Below are 220 nucleotides of genomic sequence, written 5' to 3' on the forward strand. Positions count from 1 at the left end.
GGTCACCACGGTCGTCGCCCGCGTACGCGACGACGTCGACGCCTGCGGTGGAGATCACGCGAAGGAGGCCTGTCCCCTTGTCCTCCTCAACGGGTGGACGCACTTCTTCGACCAACTTGCCGGGCTCACGCCGCAACCCGGTCCGGCTCGCGATTTCGGTCGTCGCTGCTTCCACCAGGCGCGGCGCGACCGCTCGAGCCGCGGCCCGACGCCACTGCAC

At 70.5% G+C, this 220-nt stretch carries 1 pseudogene; it reads right to left on the reverse strand.

Annotation, left to right across the window (positions count from 1 at the left end):
- Positions 1-220: pseudogene (locus tag QM596_RS29630) on the reverse strand (trehalose-phosphatase); the annotation flags it as partial.

The organism is Rhodococcus sp. IEGM 1406 (genome assembly GCF_030056745.1).
Taxonomy (GTDB): Bacteria; Actinomycetota; Actinomycetes; order Mycobacteriales; family Mycobacteriaceae; genus Rhodococcus_F; species Rhodococcus_F erythropolis.